Here is a 17,683-nt window from a genome sequence, read left to right as displayed (position 1 = left end):
GATAGACCCCATGATGGCCGGACCGCTCAGCCGGCCGCCTCCCGGAAAAGCGCCGCCGCCCCACCGGTGACCGGCCGGCCGTGGCCGAAGAGCGCGTGCTCGAAATCCCGCTCGGCGAGCCGGGCCAGGCTCGCCGCCGCCTTCTCCGAGTCGGTGACCGGCGGGACTCCCGTCATGGTGGCCGGCGGGGGCCCGGCCACCCGGCCGTTCGCAGCGGTCGCCGCGTCGCCGGCGAACAGCACCCCACCGGCCCGGTCCAGCAGGAACGACAGGTGCCCCTTGGTGTGCCCGGGCGTGTGCACCGCGGTGAACCCGGGCACCGGCTCGGCGCCGTCCCCGGCCATCCGGTCCACCTTGGTCGGCTCCACCTTGCCGAGCCGGCGGAACAGGAACCTGCGCAACCGGCCCTCCGGCTCCGGCGCCTGCTCCGAGCCGGCCAGGTGGAACGCGGTGAGGGCGTGCGCGACCAGCGGCGCGCCGGTCCGGGCGCGCAGGTCGGCGGCGCTGCCCGCGTGGTCCGCGTGGTGGTGGGTGAGCAGGATCGCCCGGATCTCGCCGAGCGACCGGCCGATGCCTTTCAGCGCGTGCTCGATCACCGGGGCCAGCCGGGGCAGCCCGGTGTCGACCAGGACCACGCCGTCGTCGGTGACGACCAGGTGGACGTTGACTTTTCCGAGGCCGAGCTCGAAGACTCCGTCGACGACTTCACGCACGCCCGGCATTGTGTCAAGCGCGGCGCGGATGCCGGGGGACCGCCTCCCGGCGGTCTCGGAGCGCACGCCCGGCATTGTCTCAAGCGCGGCGCGGGTGCCGGGGGACCGCCTGCCGGCGGTCTCGGAGCGCACGCCGGGCATTGTCTCAAGCGCGGCGCCGGTACCAGGTGACCGCCTCCCGGCGGTCCCGCACGCCCAGCTTGGCCAGCACCGCGGCGACGTGCGCGTCGACCGTGCGGACCGACAGGACCAGCTCGCCGGCGATCTCCGGGTTGCTGTGCCCGGCCGCGAGCAGGCGCAGCACCTCCAGCTGCCGGCCGGTCAGCCCGGCCGGGTTGTCCCGGGTGGCCGGGCGGGGTCCGCGCGGGACCCGGGTCACCCCGCGCTCGCGCAACTGCTGCCGGAGCCGCCGGGCCAGCGGCACCGCGCCCATCGCGTCCAGGTCGGCGATCGCGGCGAGCAGGTCGGCCGGGTCGTCGCTGTGGCTGAGGGCGACCGCTGCCTCGTACCGGAAACCGGTCTTGGTCCACCCCTCGGCCGCGGCCCGGACCGAGCCCTCGGTCTGCAACCCGTAGAAATGCGCTCTCGCCGGCAGCGGGACCGCCGTGCCCAGCCGCCGCAACCAGTAGCCGAAGCCCTCCTGGCGGAAGACCGGCCGATAGGCCGGCGCCAGCCGGGCCGCCGCCGTGTCGTCGCCGCGCAGCCAGGCGGCCTCGGCCATCGCCGCGCCGGCCGGGCCGACCCGCTGCGCCTCGCCGATCCGGAGCGCCATCGTCCACGCCTCGGCGATCAGCTCCTCGGCGCCCGGACGGCCGCTGCGCAGCCGGGACAGCCCCTGGACGACCAGCGCGGTGCAGCGCATGTTGGGCGGCGCGTCGAGCGCCCAGCCGGCCTCCCGTTCGGCCTCCGCCCACTCGGTGCGGGCCAGGTGCAGCCGGCCGCGGCCCAGGTGCAGGTAGCGCAGGAAGCCGATCACCTCGTTGCGCTCGGCGTAGTCGATCGCCTCGGTCAGCACCTCGGCGGCCTCGTCCAGCCGCAGGTTGTCGAGGAGCAGCCAGCTGAGGTTCGTGTAGGCGCGGGCCGCGTGGTCGGCCTCGCCGGCGGCCAGCGCCACCGTCAGGCTCTCGTCCAGCAGCGCCTGCCCGCGCGCCGCCTCACCGGCCTCCCAGCGGGCGAACCCGACGTTGTTCAGCGCGTGCGCCAGCACCCCGTCCGCGCCGGACGAGCGGGCCAGCGCGATCGCCCGGTCGCCGGTCGCGATCGCCTCGGCCGCCTCGCCGTTGAGCACGTGCAGCTGGGCCTGGTTGCTCAGGCCGAAGGCGAGCGCGGCCGGATCGCCGGCGGCGGCCAGCACCGCGACCGCCTCGACCGCGCACCGCTCCGCCTGCGGCCGGTCGCCGGCCCACCAGTGCAGCCGGGACAGCCGGCGCAGGGCCAGCCCGAGCGCGGCCGGGTCGGCCAGTTGCCGGCGCAGCGTCAGGGCGGTCCGCTGCTCGGTCACCGCGCGGGACGCGTCGCCCAGCAGGTAGAGCTCCTCGGCGTACCCCTCCAGCAGATCCGCCCGCGGACCCGGCGGGAAGGCCGCCGCCCGGTCCAGCGCCTGCCGGTAGTGCGCGGCCGCCTCGCGGTGCGCGCCGGCCCGGGCCGCCTCGGCCGCGGCCGCCGGCGCCCACCGGATGATCAGCTCGTCGTCCCCGGCGCCGGCCGCGTGATGCACCAGCCGGGACAGATCAACCCCGCCGCGGTCGCGGAGGGCGGCGACCACCGCCTGGTTCGCCACGATCTTCTGGTACGCGGTGAGCGCCGTCTCCACGGCCCGCCGGGTCAGCTCGTGCCGGAACGCCACCCGCCCCGGGCTGACCCGCAGCAGGCCCCGCCGTTCCGCCTCGGCGAGGGTGGCCAGCCCGCCCGGCACCACCGCCTCGACCAGCCACCGCTCCACCGCGTGCGGGACCACCGCGAGGGTGCCGAGCGCCGCCCGGCATCCCGGGTCCAGACCCTGCAGCCGGGCGTGCACCGCCTCGGTCACGGTGGCCGGCACCGCGTCCGCGTCGCCGGCGCCGAGCACCTCGGTGACGAAGAACGGGTTGCCGGAGGTGACCGCGAAGATCCGCTCCGGGTCCAGGGCGCGGTCGCCGACCAGGGTGCGGACCGCGTCCGCGGAGAGCCGGGGCAGCGGCAGCCGGCGCACCGGGGTGGCCCGGGCCAGCACTTGGTGCAGCTGGTGGCCGGCGTCCACCTCGTCGTCCCGGTAGGTCAGCACCAGCACCACCGGCAGCGTGGCGATCCGCCGGACCAGGAAGAGCAGCACGTCCAGGGTGGCCTCGTCGGCCCAGTGCACGTCCTCGATGACCAGCACCGTCGGATGCCCCGGCCAGTCCAGCTCGGCCCGGAACGCCTCCAGGACCCGGCCCCGGTCGCCGGACGCCAGCGCCTCGGTCAGCTCGGTGCCGACCCGGCCGGTCAGGTCCCGCAGCGGCCCCAGCACCCGGGGCGTGGCCAGGTCGTCGCACCAGCCGGTGAGCAGCCGCCCCTCGGCGGGCAGCACCGAGCGGACCGCCGCCGCCACGGTCGACTTGCCGATCCCGGCCTCCCCGGTGACCAGCACCACCGAGCCCTGCCCGGCGCGCGCCCGCCGGGCGGCGGTGGCCAGCTCGGCGAGCTCGTGGTCGCGCTCCAGCAGCGCCATGCCGGCGAGTCTAGGTGCCGAATTAGGTAGCGCCGGGCGCCGAGCTAGGTAGCCGACACCGATTTCCCCCGGTCACCGCCTCCGTAGAAACGAATTCATGGATGAGAACAAACTGATGGAGTTCGTGCACACGTTCGTCGGCGACCTGGGCGCCACCATCGCCGCCGGTGGGGTGGTGCTCGGCGACCGGCTCGGCCTGTACCGCGGGCTGACCGCCGGCCCGGCGCTGCCCGAGGAGCTGGCCGAGCGGACCGGGACCGCGCCGCGCTACGTCGAGGAGTGGCTGCGCGGCCAGGCGGCCGGCGGCTACGTCACGTACGACCCGGCCGGCGGGCGGTACTCGCTCACCGAGGAACAGGCATTCGCCCTGACCGACCCGGACGGGCCGATCTTCGCGCCCGGTGCGTTCCAGCTCGCGCTCGGCGCGCTGCGCGCCCAGTCCCGGATCGAGGAGGCGTTCCGGTCCGGGCAGGGGGTGGGCTGGCACCAGCACGACGACGACGTGTTCACCGGGTGCGAGCGGTTCTTCCGGCCCGGGTACAGCGCGAACCTGGTCGCCGACTGGCTGCCCGCGCTCGACGGGGTGGTCCCGCGCCTGGAGCGGGGTGTCCGGGTCGCCGACGTCGGCTGCGGGCACGGCGCGTCCACCGTGCTGATGGCGAACGCCTATCCGTCCTCCGTGTTCACCGGCTCCGACCTGCACGCCGGCTCGATCGACCAGGCCCGCAAGCGGGTCGCCGACGCCGGGCTGGACTCCCGGGTCCGGTTCGAGGCGGCCGGCGCGCAGGACTTCACCGGCGGGCCGTACGACCTGGTCACCACGTTCGACGCGCTGCACGACATGGGTGACCCGCTGGGCGCGGCCCGGCACGTGCGCTCCCAGCTCGCCCCGGACGGCACCTGGATGATCGTCGAGCCGGCCGCCGGGAACACGGTCGAGGCCAACCTGAACCCGGTCGGGCGGGTCTACTACTCGTTCTCCGCCTACCTGTGCGTGCCGAACGCGCTCTCCCAGGAGGGCGGCTACTCGCTCGGGGCGCAGGCCGGCGAGGAGCCGATCCGGCGGCTCACCGCGGACGCCGGGTTCACCCGGTTCCGGCGGGCGGCGGAGACCCCGTTCAACATCGTCTACGAGGCCCGGCCCTGAAGTTTTTACCCATTGGCAAGATCGGGTAGAGGGGTGGTGAGGAGGCGCCGGCTCGGCGGTGCGAAAGAATGCGCTGTCGGCTGCCGACGAAAGCGAAAGGAACCCCGAGTGACGGACGAACCGCTCTACGCCAAGCTGGGCTTCACCGACGCCGAGTGGGGGCTGCTGGTCGGCCTCCCGCACGCCGTGCTCACCGCGGCGAGCGCCGCCACCCACGACAGCGCCCGCAAGACCCGGGCCGAGAGCGCGGCCGGACTGGGCCGCATCTCGGACGCCCGGGCCTCGGCGAGCACCCTGGTCACCGCGGTCGCCACGGCCGCGGTGGCGGAGGCCGGCGACCCGGAGCTCGGCGAGGAGCCGCCGGTCATCGAGCCGGCCGACCCCGCCGGTTACGCCAAGGACGTGCTCGGCCGGGCGGCCGAGGCGGCCGCGCTGCTGGCCGCGAAGGCCTCGGTGGCCGACGCGGAGACCTACCGGCACTGGCTGCTGGAGATCACCGACGCCGTGGTCGGCGCCGCCTCGACCGGCGGGCTGCTCGGCATCGGCGCCGAGACGGTCACCGAGGACGAGCGGAGCTTCCGCGACCACCTGGCCGGCGCGCTGGCCGCCTGAGAGCCGCCGGGTCCGGGACGCTCGCCCCGGGCCCGGCAGCACCCGGCCCTGCCATGCTGGTCGGGTGACGACCGTCGACGAATACGCGCAGGCGCGCCCGGCGCCGCCGCTGCGGGCGCACGTCGCGTTCTACTCCGGATACCGGCAGCGGGGCCTGCCGCCGGGCCGGCACCGCGGGCTGCCGTCGCCCTACCTCACGCTGATCTTCACGATCGACGAGCCGCTGGTGATCAGCGAGCACCCGGACCGGCGGCAGGCCCCGGGTGTCTACGACGCGCTGCTCGGCGGGCTGCACCTGCGCCCGGCGACGATCACGCACGACGGCCGGCAGTCCGGGGTGCAGGTGGCGCTGCATCCGCTCGGCTGCCGGGCGCTGCTCGGCCTGCCCGCCGGCGAGCTGGCCGGCCTCGACGTGGACCCGGCCGCGGTGCTGGGCGAGCCGGTGGTCGCGGAGATCCGGGAGCGGCTGGCCGCGGCCGCCGGCTGGCCGGCCCGGTTCGCGGTCCTGGACACCGCGCTCGGCACGCTGGTCCGTTCCCGGCCGGACCGGCCCGGCACCGAGCGGGTCGCGCACGTCTGGGCGGCGGTCCGCCGCGGCGCTCCCGCCTCGATCGCCGACCTGGCCGGCCAGGTCGGCTGGACGCCCCGGCACCTCACCGACCGGTTCCGCGCCGAGCTGGGCCTGCGCCCCAAGGAGGCGGCCCGGATGGCCCGCTTCGATCGGGCCCGCCGCGCCCTGCGCCCGGATGTCCGGCTCGCCGACGTGGCCGCCGCGCACGGCTACGCCGACCAGTCCCACCTGGTCCGCGACTTCCAGGCGTTCGCCGGCTGCCCGCCGTCCCGCTGGCTGGCCGACGAGTTCGGTTTCGTCCAAGCCGTGGCCGCCGGCGGCGACCACGATGGGCTGCATGACTGATCAGAGGACACCACCGCCCCCGCAGGTCTGGCCCACGCTGCGGGCCACCGACGCCCGCGCGCTGATCCGGTTCCTGGTCGAGGCGTTCGGCTTCGAGGAGACCGCGGTGCACGGCGCCGGCGACCGGGTCGACCACGCCGAGCTGAGCTGGCCGCCGGGCGGCGGGATCATGCTCGGCTCGGTCCGCGACGACGCGGAGAACCCGTGGCATCTGGACCCGGGCACGTTCGGCGCCTATGTGGTCACCGACGAGCCGGACAAGCTCTTCGCGCGGGCCCGGGCCGCCGGCGCGACGATCGTCCGCGAGCCGTTCGACACCGACTACGGCTCGCGCGACTTCACCGTCCGCGACCCGGAGGGCAACCTGTGGTCCTTCGGCACCTATCGCGGCGAGCCCCGCTGACCGATTCCGGTCACGGTCCGCGGTCCGGTGCGCGGCCCGCCGGTGCTTTCCGGCCGCCGCTTTCCGGTACGACGTGAGCGCCCGCCGCGAGCTCCGGCCGTACCGGAAAGCGCCCTGACCGGAACCGGCGGCCCGCCGCGCCCCGCGGGCGAACCGGGGGCCGGAGCGTGCCTAGGCGGCGGTCAGCAGCTGCTGCTCGACGACCACCGGGACGGAGAGGGTCTTGTAGCCGACCGAGTCGAAGAGGACGGTCATCTTCTCCTCCTCGTAGCCCATCACCATGCCGGTGCCCCACTCGCCGTGCCGGACGTGGCTGTGGATCGGGAACGGGCCCTCCTCCTCGACCGCGTTGACCGCCTCGGCGCTGCCGTCCAGGCAGTTGTCGCAGTGCCCGCACATCCGGCGGATCTCCTCGCCGAAGTAGGCGAGCAGCGTCTCGGTGCGGCACTGCCGGCTCTCCGCGAAGCCGCGCATCATGTCGGTGCGCGACTTGATCACGGCCTGCTGCCGTTCGTGCTCGGCCACCGCGGCCTTGGCGGCCGCGGCCGGCAGCGGTGCTCCGGGTGGGGCGACCAGCTTGCTGTTCTTCCCGGTACGCACCGCGCCCACCTGCTCCAGCAGGGCGAGGTACTGCCCGAGGCGGCGCTGGCCGAGCCCGCTCGCCTTCTGCAGCGCGGTCTTCGTGGTCGGGCCCTTGTGCAGCGTCTTGGCCAGCTCGCGCAGCTCGTCCTGGTCCGGCCCGCCGCCGTTGAAGAACCGCTGGATCGCCTCGTCCTCGGCCCGCCAGAGCAGCAGCACCCGGCCCGGCTCGCCGTCCCGCCCGGCCCGGCCGATCTCCTGGAAGTAGCTGTCCGGCGAGTCGGGCAGCGCCATGTGCGCCACCCAGCGGATGTTCGGCTTGTCGATGCCCATGCCGAACGCCGAGGTGGCCACCATGATCTCCACCCGGTCCTCGGTGAAGTCCTCGTGCCGTTGCTCGCGCAGCCCGGCGGCCATCCCGCCGTGGTAGTAGTCCGCCGAATACCCCGCCTCGGTCAGTTTCCCGGCCAGCTCCTCGGCGGCGCGGCGGGTCGGCACGTAGACGATGCCGGGCCGCTCGCCCTCGTCCAGCAGCGCGGTCAGCCGCCGCCACCGGTACGCCTCGTCCGGGCAGTGGGCGACCTCGACGAACAGGTTCGGCCGGTCCAGCCCGGAGACGTGGATCTCCGGGTCGCGCAGCCGGAGCCGGGCGATGATGTCCTCGCGGACCGGCGGCGACGCGGTCGCGGTCAGCGCCAGCACCGGCGGCCGGCCCAGCTGCTCGATCATCTCGCCGAGGGCCAGGAAGTCCGGCCGGAAATCCGGTCCCCAGGCCGAGATGCAGTGCGCCTCGTCGATCGCGACCAGCCCCGGCTTGAGCGACTTGACCTCGGCCAGCCGCTCCGGGTTGGCCAGCTGCTCCGGGGTGATGAAGAGGAACTCGGCCCGGCCGGCGCGCAGCTCGGCGATCGCCTCCTGCTGCTCGCGGGCCGTCTCGGCGGAGCTGACCCGGACCGCGCGGATCTTCGGGTCGTTGCGCTCGTTGAGCGCGGTGATCTGGTCCTGCTGCAGAGCCAGCAGCGGGGAGACGACCACCGTCGGGCCGGGCAGCAGCACCGCCGGGATCTGGTAGATCGCCGATTTGCCGGCCCCGGTGGGGAGCACGACCAGGGCATCCCGGCGGCGCAGCACGGCGCGCATCGGCTTGAACTGGCCGGGTCGCAGCGACGGCCACCCGAAGTGGGTGCGGGCCACCTTGCGCAGGCGGGGGCCGTAGATCGGAAGTTTCATCGGGCGGCCTGTGTACCCCTATTTGCCGCGGAACATGCGGCGGATCGCCCAGAGCAGGAAGAGCGCGCCGAGCGCGACACCGAGCAGCTTGACGGCGTGCACCTGCGACCAGTCGACGGTGGCTTCCGCGAGGGGGGTGAGCGGCACGCCGCCACTCTACTGCGCTCCGCGGTCCCGGCTAATAGAAAGGTTTGTTGACTAATGTGTGTGGCGGGTGTGACCATAGGTCCCCGAACGGGGGAGAACGTTCACATAGGCGTTCGCGCACGTAGACGGAGGTACGGGGGATCATGTCCAAGCACGGCGAATTGCCGGAACTTGCCGCTGCGGTTCTCCAGCCGGGCTTCGTCGGCACCTCCGCGCCGGACTGGGTCCGCCGCTGGCTGGGCGCCGGTCTCGGTGGCGTGGCGCTGTTCGCCCGCAACGTCGAATCGCCCGACCAGGTCGCCGCGCTCACCGCGCAGCTGCGCGCCGAGCGGCCCGACGTGATCGTCGCGATCGACGAGGAGGCCGGGGACGTCACCCGGTTCGAGTCCCGGCTGGGCAGCTCCCGCCCGGGCAACCTGGCGCTCGGCGCGATCGACGACCCGGAGCTGACCGAGGCGGTCGCCCGGGACCTGGGCCGCGACCTGGCCGCGGCCGGCATCACGCTGGACTACGCGCCGGACGCGGACGTCAACAACAACCCCGACAACCCGGTCATCGGGGTCCGCGCCTTCGGCGCCGAACCCCTGCTGGTGGCCCGGCACACGGCCGCTTTCACCCGGGGCATCCAGGCGTACGGCGTGGCCGCCTGCGCCAAGCACTTCCCCGGCCACGGCGACACCGCCGTCGACTCGCACCACGACGTGCCGCTGATCACCCAGAGCCTGGCCGAGCTGGCCGCCATCGAGCTGATCCCGTTCCAGGCCGCGATCGCCGCCGGCACCCGGGTGGTGATGACCGGGCACCTGCTCGTCCCGGCCTACGACGACGCCCTGCCGGCCACGCTCAGCCCCAAGATCTTGACCGGCCTCCTCCGTGAGCAGCTCGGCTTCGACGGCCTGATCGTCACCGACGGCATCGAGATGCAGGGCGTACGCCGCCGCTTCGGCCTGGAGGGCGCCACCGTGCGCGCCCTGGCGGCCGGTGTCGACGCGATCTGCGTGGGCGGCGACCACGCCGACGAGGAGACCGCGATCCGGCTGCGCGACGCGATCGTCGCCGCGGTGCGCTCCGGCGAACTCGCCGAGGAGCGGCTGCGCGACGCGGTCGCCCGGGTCCGGGCGCTGGCCGACTGGACCACGCGCACCCAGCGGGAAGCCGGCGTCGTGCCCGGCGCGCAGCCGGCCTCCGCGCTCGGCTCGGACATCGGCTTCGCCGCCGCCCGCCGCGCGGTCCGGGTCACCCGGGCCGCGGGCGCGCCGGACCTGCCGATCGCCGGCGTGCCGCACGTCGTCGAGTTCGCCCCGGAGCGCAACATCGCGATCGGCAGCGAGACGCCGTGGGGGATCGGCGCGCCGCTGGCCGGCCTGCTCCCCGGCACCACCTCGGTCCGCTTCGGCGCCGACGACCTGGCGGCCCTCAGCGACCCGGCCGGCACCCTGCTGGCCGCCGCCGCCGGACGGCCGCTGGTGCTGGTGGTCCGGGACGTGCACCGGCACCGCTGGATCGCCGACACGCTGGACCGGATGATCGAGGCCCGGCCGGACGCGATCGTGGTCGAGATGGGCATCCCGATCAAGGTGGTCGGCGGGGTGCACGTGGCCACCTTCGGCGCCACCCGGGCCTGCGGCCAGGCCGCCGCGGAGCTGATCGCCGGCGCGGACGTCCCGGAGCCGGTCGCCGCCTGACCGGCGGCGGGGATTCGGGGGAGGGGCGCGGCTCTGGCCGGTCGTGGCTCTTCGCGCCGCGCGCCCCTGTGTTACGGCCCTCTGCGCCGCGCGTCGTGGCCCTCTGCGCCTTGCGTCCGTGCGTTGTGGCCCTCCGCACCGTGCGTCCCTGCCTTGGTGGCCCTCCGCACCGTGCGTCCCTGCTTCGTGGCTCTCCGCGCAGCGCGCCCCGGCGTCGTGGCCCTCTGCGCCGTGCGTCGTAGCCCTCTGCGCCGTGCGTCCCTGCCTCCCCGCCGTGCGTCCCTGCTTCGTGGCTCACTGTGTCGCAAGGTCCGTCTTGCGGCTGTCTGTGCCAGGGGTGCTGCGTCGCGGCCCTGATCAGTCGGGGCATCGAGCGGTCGCGGTCACCCCGAGCCGCTCACCGCCCGGCTTCCGGCGGGTTCTCCACAATGGCGGGTTGTCCACAGGGCGTGGGCGGGACCGGGGTCTTTTCGCCCACGCTGATCGATGGGATGGCCTCCCCTGGGCGGGCGGGGACGGACTAGTCGGCGACCAGATCGGCGTATTCCGGGTGTTCGGTGATGTAGTGGGCGAAGAACGGGCAAGCCGGGATGATCCGCTGGTCGCGGGAGCGGATCAGGTCGAGGGTCTGGCGGGCCAGTTCGCCGGCCAGGCCGCGGCCGCGCATGTCCGGGTGGGTCTCGGTGTGCAGCACGGTCACCACGTCCGGGCCGCGCAGCCGGTAGCTGGCCAGCGCCGCCACCGCACCGTCCACCAGCAGCTCGAACCGGTGCGCCCCGGCGTTGTCCTGGACCGGATAGTCGCTCACGTGCAGCCTCCTCGGGGGTTGATCGCCAGCCTACGGTTGCTCGCAGCCCGTACCGTGAAACGGGTGCTGATCTCCTCTTCTCGCCGCCGCGTCGCCGCCGTCCTGGTCTCCGCAGCCCTCGGGGCCGCCCTGCTCACCGGGTGCGGTGACGACGTGAGCTGCGGCGTCGACCAGTGCACCGTGACCATCCAGCGGGAGACGAACGCCAGCGTCGACGTGTTCGGCGTGGAGGCCGAGTTCGTCAGCGCCGACGACGACACGGTCACCCTGGAGGTGGCCGGCCAGCAGGTGACCTTGACGAAGGGGCAGCAGGCGGTCGACGTCGGCGGGCTGCAGCTCTCGCTGTCGAGCGTGACGCAGAGCGCGATCCAGGTGCAGGTCTCCCGGTGAGCCGGGGAGAATAGCACCCGGAGTTTGACGGAGGGCCTGTTCGGTCACATTGAGGGCATGTCCTCCACCACCTCGAACGTCAAATATCACGCGTCACGCGCCGCGGACAGCAAGCCCTTGGAGTTCCTGGCCCGGGGTGGCTTCGTCGGCTACGGCATCATCCACCTGCTGTTCGCCTGGATCGCGCTGCAGGTCGCGATCAGCGGCTCCGGCAAGCAGAGCGACCAGTCCGGCGCTCTGCAGGAGCTGGCCCGTCAGCCGTACGGGAAGACCCTGCTGGTGATCATCACGATCGGCCTGTTCGCGATGGCCGTGTGGCAGCTCTTCGAGGCGGTCGTCGGGGAGAGCGGCGAGCAGACCCGGAGCGCGATCGCCGAGCGGGTGCTCTCCGGTGTCCGCGCGGTGCTCTACGCGTACCTGGGCTGGCTTGCGATCAAGGTGATCCAGGGCGCCAACGCCTCGATGGGCGACAACTACGAGAGCAAGTCGGCCGGCCTGATGGGTTCCGAGGGCGGGCGCTGGCTGGTCGGCCTGGCCGGGCTGGTGGTCGTCGGGGTCGGCATCGGGATCTTCGTGTACGGCTTCAAGCGGAAGTTCACCAAGCACCTGAACACCCAGCAGATGCCGCACACCACCCGGCAGCCGATCATCCGGCTGGGCATGTCCGGCTACATGGCCAAGGGCGTCGCGTACGCGATCGCCGGCGTGCTGTTCGTGACCGCCGCGGTGACCTACGACCCGGACAAGGCGCGCGGCCTGGACGCGGCGCTGAAGACCCTGGCCGGCCACCCGTGGGGCGTGTGGCTGCTGGGCCTGATCGCGCTCGGCATCGCGGCCTTCGGGATCTACTGCTTCGCGCAGGCCAAGTACCGCAAGATCTGAGCGAACCGTGGGTCCGAGGGCCGCAAGATCTGAGCGAACCGTGGGTCCGAGGGCCGCAAGATCTGAGCGAACCGTGGGTCCGAGGGCCGCAAGATCTGAGCGAACCGTCGGTCCGAGAGCCGCAAGATCTGACTGACACTCCCGGGTGGCGGGTGTGAGCTGTATCCGACATCCGCCATATCGGGTGTGTGCCGCCTGCCCTCTGGGGCAAGTTGGAGCGCTGGCACAGCACCCGACCGTGGAGAGGAAAGCTCGTGTCCAGCGTTCTGACCGCCGTGCTCGGCGTGACGGGGGCCGCTGTCGCGGCCGTCGTGCTCGTCGAGGCGTCGCACTGGGCCATGATCCGGATTGGTCGCCGCTCGGCGCTCGCCGCCGAGCTGGCGAAAACCATGCACCGCCCGTTCCTGGTGACCGTCACCCTGTTCGCGATCCAGCAGGCGCTGCGGGTCGTCGCCGGGGAGTTCCCCGGCCGGGCCGAGGTCCTGCACCTGCTGGTGCTGCTCTGCATCGGCTCGCTCGGCTGGCTGGTGGCCGCGCTGCTGCTGGTCCTGGAGGACCTCACGCTGGCCCGGTGGCGCACCGACGTGCCGGACAACCTGCGCCGCCGGCGGATCAAGACCCAGGTGGTGATGCTGCGCCGGGTGACCGTCGCGGCCATCGTGATCCTGACCCTCGGCGTGATGCTGATGACCTTCCCCGGGATCCGGGCGCTGGGCGCCAGCGTGCTCGCCTCGGCCGGGCTGGTCAGCGTGATCGCGGCGCTCGCCGCGCAGAGCACGCTCGGCAACGTCTTCGCCGGGCTGCAGCTGGCGTTCAGCGACGCGATCCGGGTGGACGACGTGGTCGTGGTGGAGCAGGAGTGGGGCCGGATCGAGGAGATCACCCTGACGTACGTCGCGGTGCAGATCTGGGACGACCGGCGGCTGATCCTGCCCACCTCGTACTTCACCACCAAACCGTTCCAGAACTGGACCCGGTCCAGTTCGGCGGTGCTCGGCACGGCCGAGATCGACGTCGACTGGTCCACCCCGATCGAGCCGCTGCGGACCGAGTTGCGCCGAGTGTGCGAGGGCTCCGACCTGTGGGACGAGCGGGTCTGCGTGCTCCAGGTGACCGAGGCGATCGGCGGCACGATCCGGCTCCGGGCCCTGGTCAGCGCGGCCGACGCGGGCGCCCTGTGGGATCTGCGCTGCCTGGTCCGGGAGCGGCTGGTCGCCTGGATGTGGGAGAACCAGCGCGGCGCGCTGCCCCGGATGCGCACTCAGCTGGACGAGACGGATGACGGGGTGGCGCCGGTGCGGCAGTCTCTGGGGACAAGGAGGACGGACGTCTCTCCGGACGCGCGGGTGTTCAGCGGTGGCGACGACGCCGAGGCGCGCGGCGCTGCCTTCGGCGGCGCCGACGGGCACGACGACACGGTTTCCACGGCGGCCGGTGTTTCAGGATTGAGCGGCCGGTGAACAGGGCATACAGGCGACACAGCGAAAGGGGGAGCGATGGCCGATGTGCTCAATGGCAGGGCGGCCCGACCGTTGTCCGAGCAGTCCACCGCGGAGCTGGTGCAGCGCGCCAGTGAACAGCTCAGCAAACTGGTCCGGGACGAACTGACCCTGGCCAAGGCGGAGCTGGCGGAGAAAGGGAAACACGCCGGGATCGGCGCCGGTCTGTTCGGCGGCGCGGGCGTGTTCGCCGGATACGGTGTGGGTGCCCTGATCGCGACCGCGATCATCGCCCTGAGCCTGGTCTGGCCACTCTGGCTGGCCAGTCTGACGGTCACCGTGGCGGTCTTCCTGATCGCCGGCGTCCTGGCGCTGATCGGCCGCTCCCAGTTCCGCCGGGCCACGCCCGCCGAGCCGCAGGCCGCGATCGAGGGCTTGAAAGCCGATGTCGACGAGGTCAAGCACGCGGTGGAGCGAGGCCGGGGATGAGCGAGCGCAACGGGACCACCACGAAACCTGATCTGGTGGCGCTGCGCGCCGAGATCAAGCAGACCCGGTCCGAGCTGGGTGACACCGTGCAGGCCCTGGCGGCCCGCGCGGACGTCAAGGCCCGGGCCCGGGAGCAGGTCGTGCAGGCCCGCGAGCGGGTCCGCGTGCAGGTGCGGGAGCAGGCCGCCGCGGTGCGGCTGAACCCGGCACCGCTGGTGCTGCTCGCCGCCGGGCTGGCGGCGGTCGCCGGAGTCATTCTGATCGTGCGGGGGAGGCGCTGATGGCGGGCAAGTTGGAGAAGATCGCGCTCAAGCCGGTGAACGTGGCGATGGGCGTGGCCGCGGGCGCGGTGGCCGGCATGGTCTTCAAGAAGGTCTGGAAACTGGCATCCGGCGACGACGACGCGCCGGATGCCGGCGACGAGAGCCGGGGCTGGGGCGAGGTGCTCATCGCCGCGGCGCTGCAGGGCGCGATCTTCGCCGTGGTGAAGGCGGCGGTCCACCGGGGCAGCGCGGCCGGCACCAAGCGCCTGACCGGTCACTGGCCTGACTAGATCACTACCCGTATAGACAGGTGTCTTGACGGCTCCCCACTTCGTAACCGTGAAGTGGGGAGCCTTTTCCATATCTGCCACGCTTTATTGGATTCCTTCGAGGGGCAGCTTTCCGGCCCGATTTTCGGGTACAGTGTGGCCAGTTTTTGCGTACGTGGTTCGCTGCTTCCGTCAGGCGGCGGGACACCGGCCCTTCCCGGGAGGGCCACGAGGTGTCGCAAAGCCGAGCGGAGGGGACGTCCTCTGAAAGGGCCGCCTCGCGGCGCCGCTGCTCGAAAACGGTCATCGGCCCCGCGCTCCGCTGCCGCGTAGGGCGGGCCGGCATTTTCAGAAGGAGAGTTCAGCATGGCGCAAGGAACCGTGAAGTGGTTCAACGCAGACAAGGGCTTCGGCTTCATCACCGTCGACGGCGGGGGTGCTGACGTGTTCGTCCACTTCTCGGCCATCCAGACGAGCGGCTACCGCACTCTGGAGGAGAACCAGCGGGTGGAGTTCGAGATCGCCCAGGGCCAGAAGGGCCCGCAGGCGGAGCAGGTTCGCCCGCTCTGAGACCAATCCGCCGGTCGCGAGGCCGGCACGCCGGCCGCCTGGCGGAGGCCGGCCTGACCGGTGGCCCCGCAACCTCGCCGGAGGGTGCGGGGCCGCTTTTGTACGACCTATTGTTCCGACCGCATCATTGACAATTGTTGGCCCGGCCCGGTCGTCATGGTGTTCGCCTGCCCAGAGGCGGACCACCAAGTGACCGGGCCGTGCTCATGCCGTCGCGCGGCCGCTGCTCCGGCGGCGCATACCGATGATCACCAGCGCCAGGCCGAGCCCGGCGACCGCGCCGCCGACCGCTGCCCAGATCGGCTTGTCGCTCATCAGCTCGTGCTCGAACATGTTGAGCCCCTGCAGGGTCCACACCGCACCGAGCACGATGGCCAGCAGGCCGAGCGACATGCTCAGCCAGCCACGCAAGCGCGTGGGGTCGGCCGGAGTGTCGCTTTCATTGTTCACCATTTGTCGTGCACCTGAGGGCGAATCAGCTCATCGTAGACTGCGGCGATCTTTTCCCGGGTTTCCGGCGAAAGCGGCGGAACAGCGGCGGCGTGCGCGTTCGCGCGCGCTTGCTCGGGATTGCGCGCACCCGGGATCACGACGGTGACGGCGGGCTGATCGAGGATCCAGCGCAGCGCGAATTGCGCCATCGTGACGCCCTCGGGCACCAGCGGCTGCAGCCGGCGAACCGCTTCCAGACCGGTCGCGAAGTCGACCCCGGAGAACGTCTCGCCGACGTCGAACGCCTCGCCGTGCCGGTTGTAGTTGCGGTGGTCGTCGGCGGCGAACGTGGTCCGCTCGTCATAGCGCCCGGAGAGCAGGCCACTGGCCAGCGGCACCCGGGCGATGATGCCCACCCCGGCCTCGGCGGCGGCCGGCAGCACCCGCTCCAGCGGCTTGAGCCGGAACGCGTTCAGGATGATCTGCACACTGGCCGTGCCGGGCCGGGCGATCGCGGTGAGCGCCTCCTCGACCTTCTCCACGCTCACGCCGTAGGCGGCGATCCGCTTCTCCTGCACCAGCGTGTCCAGGGCGTCGAACACCTCGTCGCTGCTGAACACCGGCGTCGGCGGGCAGTGCAGCTGCACCAGGTCCAGGGTGTCCACCCCGAGATTGGCCCGGGACCGGTCGGTCCACGCCCGGAAGTTGTCCAGCGTGTAGTTGCCCGGCTCCTGCGCCACCCGGCGGCCCATCTTGGTGGCCACCGTCAGACCCGGCTTGTCCTTGACGAACGAGCCGACGATCTGCTCGCTGCGCCCGTCCCCGTACACATCCGCGGTGTCGATGAACGTCACCCCGGCATCGACCGCGGCCTGCAGGGTGGCGTGCGCGTCGGCCTCACTGACGTCGCCCCAGTCGGCGCCGAGCTGCCAGGCACCCAGACCGATCACCGAGGCGTCCCGGCCCATCCGGCGAAAGCTTCGTTTTTCCACGTGGTGACCCTACCGCCCGGCTGTTGTCTTCAAACAGAACGTACGTACGGTTTAATTCAAGAGCCGTTTTCGGTACGTCCGGAGGTGTGTCATGTGGGATCCCGCTGTCTACCGGCGCTTCGGCAACGAGCGCTCCCGTCCGTTCTTCGACCTGGTCGCCCGGATCGGCGCCACCGCCCCGCGAGCCGTCGCCGATCTGGGCTGCGGCCCCGGCGAGCTGACCCGTACCCTCGCCGACCGCTGGCCGTCCGCCACCGTGACCGGCGTCGACTCGTCTCCCGAAATGATCGACAAGGCAACCGCAGCTGACCCAGCCGCCGTCCCGTCCGCCGGTCCCTCGGCTGGCTCGGCTGCTGTCCCGGCCACCGGTCCGGCGGCTGTCCCGGCCGTCGGCGCGGGCCGGGTCACGTTCCGGCTCGGCGACATCGCCTCCTGGCGGCCGGGTCCGGACACCGACGTGCTGGTCACCAACGCGGCGCTGCAGTGGGTGCCCGGCCACCAGGAGATGCTCACCCGGTGGGCGACCGAACTGCCGTCCGGCGCGTGGCTGGCCATGCAGGTGCCAGGCAACTTCGACGCGCCGTCACACCGCCTGCTCCGAGCCACCGCGACCGACTTCGGCGTAGCCCACGTGCTGCGCGAATCCCCGGTCGACGACCCGGCGGACTACGCCGCCCGGCTGACCGCCACCGGCGCGACCGTGGACGCCTGGGAGACCACCTACCTGCACCTGCTGCCGGTGGCCGGCCCGGACCACCCGGTGCTCCGCTGGATCGAGGGCACCGCCCTGCGCCCGGTCCGCGCGGCCCTGGACGAGGACACCTGGCCCACGTTCCGGACCGAGCTGGCCAAGAAGATCGCCGGCGCCTACCCGGCCCGCGGCGACCTGGTCCCCTTCCCGTTTCGCCGCATCTTCGTGGTGGCCCGGACGGCCTAGGCACCGCGCCGTCGTTGTCCACAGCCGCGCGTTGTCCACAGGCCACCCGCATGATCTTCCTTCCCCGCGCCACACTGTCTGCGGGGGCTTC

20 protein-coding genes are annotated in these 17,683 nt (G+C 73.0%); 13 read left to right on the top strand and 7 right to left on the bottom strand.

What is annotated here, in order from left to right; translation table 11 throughout:
- Positions 1–26 precede the first annotated feature (26 nt).
- Positions 27–722 carry an MBL fold metallo-hydrolase gene (locus BJY16_RS45040; RefSeq protein WP_185046973.1) on the bottom strand — a complete coding sequence of 232 codons (696 nt, stop codon included), beginning with the start codon at positions 720–722 and terminating at the stop codon, positions 27–29.
- A gap of 136 nt (positions 723–858) precedes the next feature.
- On the bottom strand, positions 859–3,402 hold the full coding sequence (locus tag BJY16_RS45035; RefSeq protein WP_185045848.1) for an ATP-binding protein: 2,544 nt from the start codon (positions 3,400–3,402) through the stop codon (positions 859–861).
- A gap of 97 nt (positions 3,403–3,499) precedes the next feature.
- Here BJY16_RS45035 and BJY16_RS45030 point away from each other — a divergent pair, with 97 nt between their 5' ends.
- The 4 genes from BJY16_RS45030 to BJY16_RS45015 all read left to right on the top strand — a co-directional run bounded on the left by BJY16_RS45030 (position 3,500) and on the right by BJY16_RS45015 (position 6,480).
- Entirely contained in the window at positions 3,500–4,549 is a 1,050-nt protein-coding gene (locus BJY16_RS45030) for a class I SAM-dependent methyltransferase (protein WP_185045847.1), read from the top strand.
- A gap of 108 nt (positions 4,550–4,657) precedes the next feature.
- Complete coding sequence (locus tag BJY16_RS45025; RefSeq protein ID WP_185045830.1) at positions 4,658–5,161, top strand: hypothetical protein; 504 nt, start codon at positions 4,658–4,660, stop codon at positions 5,159–5,161.
- A gap of 64 nt (positions 5,162–5,225) precedes the next feature.
- Positions 5,226–6,077 carry a helix-turn-helix transcriptional regulator gene (locus BJY16_RS45020; protein WP_185045829.1) on the top strand — a complete coding sequence of 284 codons (852 nt, stop codon included), beginning with the start codon at positions 5,226–5,228 and terminating at the stop codon, positions 6,075–6,077.
- Positions 6,070–6,480 (top strand): VOC family protein, encoded by a 411-nt coding sequence (locus tag BJY16_RS45015; protein ID WP_185045827.1) that lies wholly within the window; start codon positions 6,070–6,072, stop codon positions 6,478–6,480. The genes BJY16_RS45020 and BJY16_RS45015 overlap by 8 nt, the downstream gene beginning before the upstream one ends.
- 171 nt (positions 6,481–6,651) lie before the next feature.
- Here BJY16_RS45015 and BJY16_RS45010 read toward each other — a convergent pair whose 3' ends face one another.
- Together BJY16_RS45010 and BJY16_RS48165 are read right to left on the bottom strand one after the other, a co-directional pair.
- On the bottom strand, positions 6,652–8,289 hold the full coding sequence (locus BJY16_RS45010; RefSeq protein WP_185045825.1) for a RecQ family ATP-dependent DNA helicase: 1,638 nt from the start codon (positions 8,287–8,289) through the stop codon (positions 6,652–6,654).
- Positions 8,290–8,307: 18 nt separating this feature from the next.
- The gene (locus BJY16_RS48165) at positions 8,308–8,436 is read right to left on the bottom strand and encodes a hypothetical protein (protein ID WP_260419314.1); all 129 of its coding nucleotides are present in this window, start codon (positions 8,434–8,436) and stop codon (positions 8,308–8,310) included.
- 140 nt (positions 8,437–8,576) lie between these two features.
- On the opposite strand from BJY16_RS48165, the gene BJY16_RS45005 reads away from it, so the two are divergent.
- A complete protein-coding gene (locus BJY16_RS45005) occupies positions 8,577–10,121 on the top strand; it encodes a glycoside hydrolase family 3 protein (protein WP_373873421.1) in 1,545 nt (514 codons plus the stop codon).
- A 520-nt stretch (positions 10,122–10,641) separates the two neighbouring features.
- Here BJY16_RS45005 and BJY16_RS45000 read toward each other — a convergent pair.
- Positions 10,642–10,929: a GNAT family N-acetyltransferase gene (locus BJY16_RS45000; protein WP_185045822.1), complete on the bottom strand. Its 288-nt coding sequence runs from the start codon at positions 10,927–10,929 to the stop codon at positions 10,642–10,644.
- A 63-nt stretch (positions 10,930–10,992) separates the two neighbouring features.
- On the opposite strand from BJY16_RS45000, the gene BJY16_RS44995 reads away from it, so the two are divergent.
- The 7 genes from BJY16_RS44995 to BJY16_RS44965 all read left to right on the top strand — a co-directional run bounded on the left by BJY16_RS44995 (position 10,993) and on the right by BJY16_RS44965 (position 15,231).
- On the top strand, positions 10,993–11,319 hold the full coding sequence (locus BJY16_RS44995) for a hypothetical protein (protein WP_185045820.1): 327 nt from the start codon (positions 10,993–10,995) through the stop codon (positions 11,317–11,319).
- Positions 11,320–11,376: 57 nt separating this feature from the next.
- The gene (locus tag BJY16_RS44990; protein ID WP_185045818.1) at positions 11,377–12,201 is read left to right on the top strand and encodes a DUF1206 domain-containing protein; all 825 of its coding nucleotides are present in this window, start codon (positions 11,377–11,379) and stop codon (positions 12,199–12,201) included.
- Between the two features lie 254 nt (positions 12,202–12,455).
- Positions 12,456–13,661 (top strand): mechanosensitive ion channel family protein, encoded by a 1,206-nt coding sequence (locus BJY16_RS44985; RefSeq protein ID WP_239176834.1) that lies wholly within the window; start codon positions 12,456–12,458, stop codon positions 13,659–13,661.
- Between the two features lie 36 nt (positions 13,662–13,697).
- Positions 13,698–14,129 (top strand): phage holin family protein, encoded by a 432-nt coding sequence (locus tag BJY16_RS44980; protein ID WP_185045816.1) that lies wholly within the window; start codon positions 13,698–13,700, stop codon positions 14,127–14,129.
- Complete coding sequence (locus tag BJY16_RS44975; protein WP_185045815.1) at positions 14,126–14,410, top strand: DUF3618 domain-containing protein; 285 nt, start codon at positions 14,126–14,128, stop codon at positions 14,408–14,410. Before BJY16_RS44980 ends, BJY16_RS44975 begins: the two co-directional genes overlap by 4 nt.
- Positions 14,410–14,682: a DUF4235 domain-containing protein gene (locus tag BJY16_RS44970; RefSeq protein WP_185045813.1), complete on the top strand. Its 273-nt coding sequence runs from the start codon at positions 14,410–14,412 to the stop codon at positions 14,680–14,682. Before BJY16_RS44975 ends, BJY16_RS44970 begins: the two co-directional genes overlap by 1 nt.
- 345 nt (positions 14,683–15,027) lie before the next feature.
- Positions 15,028–15,231 carry a cold-shock protein gene (locus BJY16_RS44965; RefSeq protein ID WP_011905669.1) on the top strand — a complete coding sequence of 68 codons (204 nt, stop codon included), beginning with the start codon at positions 15,028–15,030 and terminating at the stop codon, positions 15,229–15,231.
- 204 nt (positions 15,232–15,435) lie between these two features.
- On the opposite strand, the gene BJY16_RS44960 is transcribed toward BJY16_RS44965, so the two are convergent.
- Positions 15,436–15,684: a hypothetical protein gene (locus tag BJY16_RS44960; RefSeq protein WP_185045812.1), complete on the bottom strand. Its 249-nt coding sequence runs from the start codon at positions 15,682–15,684 to the stop codon at positions 15,436–15,438.
- Positions 15,678–16,655 carry an aldo/keto reductase gene (locus BJY16_RS44955; RefSeq protein ID WP_185045810.1) on the bottom strand — a complete coding sequence of 326 codons (978 nt, stop codon included), beginning with the start codon at positions 16,653–16,655 and terminating at the stop codon, positions 15,678–15,680. Before BJY16_RS44955 ends, BJY16_RS44960 begins: the two co-directional genes overlap by 7 nt.
- Before the next feature lie 91 nt (positions 16,656–16,746).
- On the opposite strand from BJY16_RS44955, the gene BJY16_RS44950 reads away from it, so the two are divergent.
- The gene (locus tag BJY16_RS44950; RefSeq protein ID WP_185045808.1) at positions 16,747–17,592 is read left to right on the top strand and encodes a trans-aconitate 2-methyltransferase; all 846 of its coding nucleotides are present in this window, start codon (positions 16,747–16,749) and stop codon (positions 17,590–17,592) included.
- Positions 17,593–17,683 lie beyond the last annotated feature (91 nt).

Origin of the sequence: Actinoplanes octamycinicus (assembly GCF_014205225.1) — a bacterium.
Taxonomy (GTDB): Bacteria; Actinomycetota; Actinomycetes; order Mycobacteriales; family Micromonosporaceae; genus Actinoplanes; species Actinoplanes octamycinicus.
Note: the sequence above shows the minus strand (reverse complement) of the source record. Positions and strands in the feature narration are given on the sequence as shown.